This window comes from Streptomyces lothianensis (assembly GCF_047779955.1).
Classification (GTDB): domain Bacteria; phylum Actinomycetota; class Actinomycetes; order Streptomycetales; family Streptomycetaceae; genus Streptomyces.
Map to the genome: position 1 here is coordinate 1 of NZ_JBLMKT010000025.1, position 7,553 is coordinate 7,553.

General features: G+C 72.5%; 6 protein-coding genes and 1 pseudogene. 2 read left to right on the plus strand and 5 right to left on the minus strand.

The window, feature by feature from the left end; all coding sequences use genetic code 11:
• Nucleotides 1-90: 90 nt before the first annotated feature.
• On the plus strand, nt 91-438 hold the full coding sequence (locus tag ACLF6P_RS07080) for an SCP2 sterol-binding domain-containing protein (RefSeq protein WP_415948965.1): 348 nt from the start codon (nt 91-93) through the stop codon (nt 436-438).
• Here the strand turns inward: ACLF6P_RS07080 and ACLF6P_RS07085 are convergent.
• The 4 genes from ACLF6P_RS07085 to ACLF6P_RS07100 all read right to left on the minus strand — a co-directional run bounded on the left by ACLF6P_RS07085 (nt 422) and on the right by ACLF6P_RS07100 (nt 4,640).
• Nucleotides 422-1,297 carry an ABC transporter ATP-binding protein gene (locus ACLF6P_RS07085; RefSeq protein ID WP_415948967.1) on the minus strand — a complete coding sequence of 292 codons (876 nt, stop codon included), beginning with the start codon at nt 1,295-1,297 and terminating at the stop codon, nt 422-424. The genes ACLF6P_RS07080 and ACLF6P_RS07085 overlap by 17 nt on opposite strands.
• 32 nt (nt 1,298-1,329) lie before the next feature.
• Nucleotides 1,330-2,412 carry a FecCD family ABC transporter permease gene (locus tag ACLF6P_RS07090; protein WP_415948968.1) on the minus strand — a complete coding sequence of 361 codons (1,083 nt, stop codon included), beginning with the start codon at nt 2,410-2,412 and terminating at the stop codon, nt 1,330-1,332.
• A complete protein-coding gene (locus ACLF6P_RS07095; protein ID WP_415948969.1) occupies nt 2,409-3,458 on the minus strand; it encodes a FecCD family ABC transporter permease in 1,050 nt (349 codons plus the stop codon). The genes ACLF6P_RS07090 and ACLF6P_RS07095 overlap by 4 nt, the downstream gene beginning before the upstream one ends.
• A gap of 153 nt (nt 3,459-3,611) precedes the next feature.
• Complete coding sequence (locus ACLF6P_RS07100; RefSeq protein WP_415948972.1) at nt 3,612-4,640, minus strand: HAD hydrolase-like protein; 1,029 nt, start codon at nt 4,638-4,640, stop codon at nt 3,612-3,614.
• A gap of 74 nt (nt 4,641-4,714) precedes the next feature.
• Here ACLF6P_RS07100 and ACLF6P_RS07105 point away from each other — a divergent pair, with 74 nt between their 5' ends.
• Nucleotides 4,715-5,995 carry a DUF1015 family protein gene (locus ACLF6P_RS07105; protein ID WP_415948971.1) on the plus strand — a complete coding sequence of 427 codons (1,281 nt, stop codon included), beginning with the start codon at nt 4,715-4,717 and terminating at the stop codon, nt 5,993-5,995.
• Between the two features lie 251 nt (nt 5,996-6,246).
• Here ACLF6P_RS07105 and ACLF6P_RS07110 read toward each other — a convergent pair.
• Nucleotides 6,247-7,104: pseudogene (locus ACLF6P_RS07110) on the minus strand (tetratricopeptide repeat protein); the annotation flags it as partial.
• Nucleotides 7,105-7,553 lie beyond the last annotated feature (449 nt).

Genomic DNA, 7,553 nt, shown 5'->3' on the forward strand with positions numbered 1-7,553 from the left:
CGAACCGACCCTCAAGAACACCACGAACTACTTGACGTCAGTTAGGAACTCAGCGGTCCCCGCACCGGGCCTGGGGTACCGTCGGTCGCGATGGCGACGATCGAAGAGTGCCGGGAGGCGCTCGAACTGCTCAGCGAGAATCTGGCCTCCGCGGACGGCGAGGTCCGCAGCGCGGCCGCACTCGACCGCTCCTTGAGCTGTCGGATCACCGATCTGGACATCACCTTCACCGGCCGTCTCGAGGACGGCCGTATCCGTGTTCAGGACACATACGAGGGCGCCCCGCGCGAGCGCGCGCAGATCCGCCTCGCGATGACCGGCGATGATCTGGTCGCGATGGTGAACGGACGGCTGAACTTCGCGAAGGCCTGGGGATCGGGCCGGGTGAAGCTGGAGGCGGGCTTCCGCGACCTGTTCCACCTCAGGAAACTGCTTTAGCTTCAGCGACCGCCCCGGCATCCGACATGCGCCCGCGCCCCCTGCGCGCGGCCGGCACCACCAGGGGCGTGCCCGTCTCGGGGTCGGTGATGATCTGGCAGCGCAGGCCGAAGACCTGCTCGACCAGTTCGGCGGTCACGATCTCGGACGGCGCCCCCTCGGCGAGCACACGTCCGTCCCGCATCGCGATCAGGTGGGTGGCGTAGCGGGCCGCGTGGTTGAGGTCGTGCAGGACGGCGACCAGGGTGCGGCCCTGTTCCTCGTGCAGGTCGGCGCAGAGGTCGAGGACGTCGATCTGGTGCTGGATGTCGAGGAACGTGGTCGGCTCGTCGAGCAGCAGCAGCGGCGTCTGCTGGGCGAGCGTCATCGCGATCCAGACGCGCTGGCGCTGCCCGCCGGAGAGTTCGTCGACATAGCGGTCGGCCAGTTCGGCGACACCGGTCGAGCTCATCGACTCCTGTACGACCCGCTCGTCCTCCGCGGACCACTGGCGCAGCAGACCCTGGTGCGGATAGCGCCCGCGCCCGACCAGGTCGGCGACCGTGATGCCGTCCGGCGCGATCGAGGACTGCGGCAGCAGGCCGAGCGTGCGGGCGACCTTCTTCGCGGGCATCGCGTGGATGGTCTGCCCGTCGAGCAGCACCCGGCCCTCGGAGGGTCTGAGCATCCGCGAGAGGGCGCGCAGCAGCGTCGACTTTCCGCAGGCATTGGGGCCGACGATGACCGTGAAGGAGTGGTCGGGGATCTCGACCGACAGCTGTTCGGCGATGATGCGCCGGTCGTAGCCGAGGGTGACGTTCTCCGCGGAGAGGCGGTTCAAATCGGGACGCTCCGTGTTCTGCGGGTCGGTGGGTGTCATGAGCGGCGCCTTGCGCCGGGAGTACGCGGCGCTCACACCCGCCCCGCCTTCCGCTCCCCCGCGAGCAGCCACAGCAGATAGCCGCCGCCGAGGAAGCCGGTGACGACACCCACCGGCAGCTGCTCGGCGCCGAACACCCGCTGCGCCCCCAGATCGGCGGTGATGAGGAGCGTGGCGCCCATGACCGTGGAGGCCACGAGGTTGGGCCCGGGCGAGCGGGTGAGGCGCCGGGCGAGCTGCGGCGCGGTGAGCGAGACGAACGCGACCGGCCCGGCGGCGGCGGTGGCCGCGGCGGTCAGGAGCACGGCCGCGGTCAGCAGGACGAGGCGGGTGCGTTCCACCCGTACCCCCAACGCGTACGCCGCGTCATCGCCCATTTCGAGCATGCGCAGCGGACGTGCGCAGGCAAGGGCGAGCGGTACGAGGAGCAGGCAGAGCCAGAACAGCGGGCCGGCCTGCTCCCAGCCGCGCCCGTCGAGCGAGCCGGTGATCCAGACGACCGCGCGGGCCGCGTCCACGATCTGGGCCTTGGTGAGGAGGTAGCCGTTGAGCGCGGTGAGCACCGCGGCGGCGCCGATGCCGACGAGGACCAGGCGGTAGCCGTGGACGCCGCGCTTCCAGGCGAGCAGGTAGATCAGCGCACCGGTGAGCAGACCGCCGGCGAGCGAGCCGAGCGCGACGGCCTCGGCGCTGCCCCGGAACAGCACGATCACGGTGAGCGCACCGGCCGCGGAGCCCTGGCCGAAGCCGATGATGTCGGGGCTGCCGAGCGGGTTGCGCGTCACCGCCTGGAACAGCGCGCCGGACAGTCCGAGCGCGGCACCGACCAGGAGCCCGACGACCACGCGCGGCAGCCGCAGCTCGTTGACGATGAACGTGTGGGCGGGGGTGCCGTTGCCGAGCAGGGTGCTGACGACGTCGGCGGCCGGGATCTCGAAGTCGCCGGTGCCGATGAGCACCACACTCGCGGCGAGTGCCACCGCCAGGAGCGCCGCCACGGCGAGCAGCGGGCGCGGCGCGAGGCGGACGGAGAGCCCGCCGGCGGTGCGCACCGCCCGGATGGCCGGGCCGGGCCGCGCCTCTGCGCGGGCGGCTGCGGATTTCGGTGCGTTCACAGCTGCGCCGTCCTCCGGCGTCGTACGAGAAGGATGAAGAGCGGACCGCCGATGAACGCCGTCACGATGCCCACCTGCAGTTCGGCCGGGCGCGCGACCACCCGGCCGATGACATCGGCGCCGAGCAGCAGCACGGGCGAGAGCACGGTGGCGTACGGCAGGATCCAGCGCTGGTCGGGGCCGGTGAAGCCGCGCACCATGTGCGGCACCATCAGGCCGACGAAGACGATCGGCCCGCAGGCCGCCGTGGCACTCCCGCAGAGCAGGGTCACGGCGAGCATCGAGAGCGCCCGGGTGCGGTTGACCCGCGCACCCAGGGCGCGTGCGGTGTCGTCGCCCATGCCCACGGCGTTGAGCGGGCGTGCGACGCAGAGCGCGAGGGCGATACCGAGGCCGATGAACGGCAACACCTGGACGACGGTCGTCATCGAGGCGGAGGCCAGCGAGCCGACCGTCCAGAAGCGCATCTTGTCGAGGGCCGCGGTGTCCATGATCTGTACGGCGTTGATGTAGCCGTACAGCGCGGCGGCGGCCGCCGTGCCGGCGAGCGCGAGCCGTACGGGGGTGGCGGCGCGGACGCCGCCGAGGACGTAGACGAGCGCCATGACGGCGGCGGCGCCCGCGAGCGCGAACCACACATAGCCGGTCAGCGAGGTGACACCGAGGAAGCTGATGGCCGAGACGACTGCCGCCGAGGCTCCGGCGTTGATGCCGAGCAGTCCGGGGTCGGCGAGCGGATTGCGCGTCAGCGCCTGCATCACGGCCCCCGCGAGGCCGAGGGCCGCACCGGCGAGGAGGCCCAGCAAGGTGCGCGGGAGGCGGAGTTCACTGATGACGACGTCGTTTTCGGTGCCCGTGTTGCCGAACAGGCCGTGCCAGACCTCGCCGACGGGTATCGGCTTGGCGCCGACCGCGATGCTCGCGACGACAAGGATCAGCAGGACACCGAGGGACAGCAGGAGGCCTGCGGCCCGTATCGCCTGGCGCCGGACCGGTGCCGTCTCGGCGGGTGGCGCCTGCGGCTGAGAGGGACTGTCGACCAACACCAGGTTAGGTTAGCCTACCCTCGCATTCTCGGCGGATGGCGGGGTTGCGTACGGGCGCACCCGACCCGGGCACACCGCACGTCGCAATCCACGCACGCCCCACACCAACGTCCGCGCAGGCCCCCGCCCCAGAGCCCGAGCCTCGCCAGCGCCTCAGAGCCCGAGCCGCGCCAGCACCTTCCCCGGCTCCAGCTCGCACACCCCGTCGCCCGCCCGGGTCCAGGCCGCCGCGCACAGGGCACGCAGGCCATCCAACGGCTCACCGCCGCCGTCAAGTTCCAGGTCGGCCTCGCCGGCCCACGCGGTCCAGCCCCCGCAGCGGAACCGCTCCCCCTCGGCGAGGACTTCCGGCTGCCCGGAGAGCAGCCCGCGCAGGTCCGCGTCCACGTAGGTGGGCCGGTGCTCGGGCCGCGCCGCGAGCAGCTGCGCGCCGTCGGTCACCCCGGTCAGGACGAGCAGCGAGTCGACCCGCCCGTTGTGCGCACCCTCGATGTCCGTGTCGAGCCGGTCCCCCACCACCAGCGGGTGCTCGGCCCCGGTACGCAGGATCGTCTCGCGGTGCATCGGCGGCAGCGGCTTGCCCGCGATCTGCGGCTCGGCGCCTGTCGCGATCCGTACGACCTCGACGGCCGCCCCGTTGCCGGGCGCGATGCCGCGCCCGCTCGGGATCGTCAGATCCGTGTTCGAGGCGTACCACGCCGCCCCGTCCGCGATCGCGTAGCAGGCCTCCGCGAACCGGCCCCACTTCAGCTCGGGCCCTCCGTACCCCTGCACCACGGCCACCGGTCCCTCGTCCGCCGACTCCACCGGCACGAGACCACGCTCGCGCAGCGCGATCCGCAGCCCCTCGCCGCCGACGACGAGCACCTTCGCACCGGCCGGATGCTGCTCGGCGATCAGCCGTGCCACGGCCTGCGCCGAGTTGATCACCTCGGCAGCCTCGGTCGGCACGCCCAGCTCGGTGATGTGTTCGGCGACCACCTCCGGCGGCCGCAGCGCGTTGTTGGTGACATACGCCAGCCGCATCCCGCCCTCGCGCGCGCTCAGCAGCGAGTCGACGGCATACGGGATCGCCGCACCCCCCGCGTACACCACCCCGTCGAGGTCGAGCAGCGCCGTGTCGTACGCCGCGCTCAGTGCCCGCTCGCTGCCTGCCGGGCCGGTCCTGACGGTCTGCGCCATGGTGGTCATCGCTCCTCGTTCGGTGCCTGTGCCCCGATCATCTCGCACGGCGTCGACACAACTACGATGCCTCAATGAACACCACTGGTCAGAGCGCCGAAGGTCTGAACCTTAGCCCGTTCAGAGGCCTGCGATACGCCCCCGACCGGGTCGGAAGCCTGGCCGCGGTCACGTCCCCGCCCTACGACGTGGTCGTACGGCCCGACGGGCTGCACCACCTGGAATGCGCGGACCCCCACAACATCGTCCGCCTGATCCTGCCGCAGGCCGAAACCCCCGAGGCCCGCCATAAGCAGGCCGCCGAGACGCTGCGCGACTGGCTGGCCGAGGGCATCCTCGCCCCGGACCCGGAGCCCGCGTTCTACGTCTACGAACAGCGCAACGGCGATCTGCTCCAGCGCGGCCTGATCGGCGCGCTCGAACTCTCCGAGGCGGCCGAGGGCATCGTGCTGCCGCACGAGGACGTGATGCCGCACATCGTCGAGGACCGCGCGGACCTGATGCGCGCCGCGGCCGCCAACTTCGAGCCGCTGCTGCTCAGTTACCGCGGTGAGGGCACCCGGACCGGTGCCACCGCGGTGATCGAACGTTCGGTCGCGCGCACGCCGCTCCTCTCCACGACGACGGAGGACGGCTTCAGCCACCGTCTGTGGTCGGTCACCGATCCGGCCGAGCTGGCCGAGGTCCGGCGCGATCTGAGCCGGCGCCAGGCCCTCATCGCGGACGGCCACCACCGCTGGGCCACCTATCTGCGGCTGCGCGCGGAGCACCCGCGGGGCACGCCCTGGGACCACGGCCTCGTGCTCCTCGTCGACTCGGCCCGCTACCCCCTGCGCGTACGCGCCATCCACCGCCTGCTGCACCGGCTGCCGGTCGGCGAGGCGCTGGCCGCGGTGCAGGGCTCGTTCCGCGTCCGTACGGTCGACGGGCCTCTGCCGCGCGCCATGGAGGCCCTGGAATCGGCCGACGCGAGCTCGAATCCCTTCCTCCTGACGGGCGGCGACGGCACGTACCACCTCATCGACCGCCCCTCCCCCGAGCTGCTCGCCCGCACGGTCCCCACCGACCGTCCCGAGGCCTGGCGGCGGCTGGACGCGACGGTCCTGCACGCCACGCTCCTCAACCACCTCTGGGGGGTCCCGGACGACGACCCCGAGCACATCGCGTACATCCACGACACTGCGGCCACGGTCGCCAAGGCGGAACGCGACGGCGGCACGGCCGTGCTGATGCGGCCGGTCCGTGAGGATGTCGTACGGGAACTGGCTCGCGAAGGGGTCACGATGCCGCGCAAGTCGACGTCCTTCGGTCCGAAGCCGGCGACAGGGCTGGTGCTGCGGAGCCTCGCGTACTGAAGTGCCTGTGCGCTGACTCCGGGGCCGGATACGGCGAAGGGGGGCGGTGACCTTGTCCGGTCACCGCCCCCCTTCGTTTTCGTCGTCCCGCGGGGTCAGGCCTTGTCGGCCTCGTCCGTGGCGCCGGTCTCGGCCGTGGCGGGCGCGGGCGCCTGGTCCTCGTCCTCATCCTCGTCGGCCGACGGCTCGGGAGCCTCTTCGGGGGCCGCCTCGGGGGCCGACTCGGGGGCCGCTTCGGGGGCCACGAACAGCGGCTGTCCGGTGGCCGGCTGGGCCACGGTCTCGGCCTTGACGTCGCCCTCGGCCTCAACCTCAGCCGCCGGCTCGTACGCGGCCTCTGTCACGGGCTCCCGGACAGCGGCGGGGGCCTGCTCCATGACCTGCTCGCTCGCTTCCTCGCCTTCTTCCTCCCCCTCCTCCTCGTCGAAGGCGTCGAGGAACTCCACGCCGTCGAGTTCGGCGAGGCGGTCGGAGGCGTCGGTGCTGTGGTCCTTGTCGGCCTCGACGGCCTTCGCGAACCACTCGCGCGCCTCCTCCGTACGACCGGCCTCGAGGAGGGCGTCGGCGTAGGCGTACCGCAGACGCGCGGTCCAGGGCTGTGCTGCGTTGGAGGCGAGCTCCGGGCTCTGCAGCGTCACGATGGCCGCGTCCAGCTGCCCCATGTCGCGCCGGGCACCGGCGGCGACCAGGCGCATCTCGACCTGCCCGGCCTTGTCGAGCCGCTGCACCTCGGGCTCACCGGCCATGTCGAGGGCCTTCTCGGGACGCCCGAGGCCGCGCTCGCAGTCCGCCATGACGGGCCACAGTTCGGCCGAGCCCGTCATCCGACGGGCGGCACGGAACTCGGCGAGCGCCTCCGAGTACTTCTCGTTCGCGTACGCGGCGAAACCGGCGGCCTCGCGGACGGCTGCCACGCGGGATGCGAGCCGGAGGGCGACGCGCGAGTAGGCGTATGCCTGCTCGGGGTCCTCGTCGATGTACCGGGCGACCATCACCAGGTTCTTGGCGACATCCTCCGCGAGCCCCTTGGGGAGGCTCTGCAGCTCCTGGCGTACGTCGGGGTTGACCTCCTGGCCGGTGACGTCCTCGGGGATCGGCAGCCGCTTGATCGGCGCGCGATCACGGTCACGCTCGTCCCGGCCCCGGTAGCCACCGCGGTCGTCACGGCCCCGGTAGCCACCGCGGTCGTCACGGCCGCGGTAGCCCCCACGGTCGTCGCGGCCACGGTATCCGCCGCGCTCGTCGCGTCCCCGGTCGTCACGGCCGCGGTAGCCACCGCGGTCGTCACGCCGGCCGTAGCCGCCACCACCGGGACGCCCACCTCGGTCGTCACGGCGGTCGTCCCTGCGGAAGCCACCGCGGTCGTCATCACGACGGGGCCCCCGGTCGTCACGGCGGAACCCGCCACGGTCATCGCGCCGGTCATCCCGACGGAACCCGCCACGGTCGTCATCACGACGGGGCCCGCGGTCGTCACGGCGGAACCCGCCACGGTCGTCGCGGCGGTCATCCCGACGGAACCCGCCACGGTCGTCATCACGACGGGGCCCGCGGTCGT

What these genes read in the sequence shown, in the direction of transcription:
- ACLF6P_RS07080 (WP_415948965.1), top strand. Translation starts at nt 91, where the DNA reads ATGGCGACGATCGAAGAGTGCCGGGAGGCGCTCGAACTGCTCAGCGAG.
- ACLF6P_RS07085 (WP_415948967.1), bottom strand. Translation starts at nt 1,297, where the DNA reads ATGACACCCACCGACCCGCAGAACACGGAGCGTCCCGATTTGAACCGC.
- ACLF6P_RS07100 (WP_415948972.1), bottom strand. Translation starts at nt 4,640, where the DNA reads ATGGCGCAGACCGTCAGGACCGGCCCGGCAGGCAGCGAGCGGGCACTG.
- ACLF6P_RS07105 (WP_415948971.1), top strand. Translation starts at nt 4,715, where the DNA reads ATGAACACCACTGGTCAGAGCGCCGAAGGTCTGAACCTTAGCCCGTTC.